The following is a 557-nucleotide window of genomic DNA, read 5'->3' as shown; positions in this document are numbered from 1 at the left end:
CACATCCATCAACTTAAGGATTCAGACTATTCTTGAAGTTGAAAGTACGTTACTATTCTCTTATGTTAATGAGAAAGGGTGACGTGCTTTTTATGAATATGCATCAAAAACAAGAGTTGTCTTTATTTGCCGAAGAGTTATATCGCTATATGTCTCCCGCTACACTTAATCAATTAGCTATAGAAGCAGGCGGAATGAAACGAAAACGTAAGTGCCATGGGCACCATTTTTTATCTTTGTGTGTATGGTTAAATCAACAAATTGCTACTACCTCTCTTACTCAACTTTGTAGTCAATTAGAAACCTCAACAGGAATTTTATTAAGTCCTGAGGGACTTAATCGGCGATTTAACTCGGCTTCTGTAGCCTTCTTTCGAACTGTATTCACTACACTTCTACAAGCTAAAATTGGGGGACTATCTAAGATTTCTCATACTCTTTCTACTTACTTTGAGCGTATTCTTATCCTTGATTCTACAACATTTCAAGTGCCGGATCGATTTGCATCTACTTATCCTGGTGCCGGAGGATGTAGTCATAAAGCTGGTGTGAAAATT

The 557-nt window shown here is 37.3% G+C and carries 1 protein-coding gene; it reads left to right on the top strand.

All coding sequences use genetic code 11. The features are described from left to right. Nucleotides 1-92: 92 nt before the first annotated feature. Nucleotides 93-557 (top strand): transposase (locus MR109_RS29625; RefSeq protein ID WP_472926452.1); only part of this gene is annotated, 465 nt, incomplete at its 3' end.

Origin of the sequence: Bacillus cereus group sp. BfR-BA-01310 (assembly GCF_022664325.1) — a bacterium.
Classification (GTDB): Bacteria; Bacillota; Bacilli; order Bacillales; family Bacillaceae_G; genus Bacillus_A; species Bacillus_A paramycoides.
Note: the sequence above shows the minus strand (reverse complement) of the source record. Positions and strands in the feature narration are given on the sequence as shown.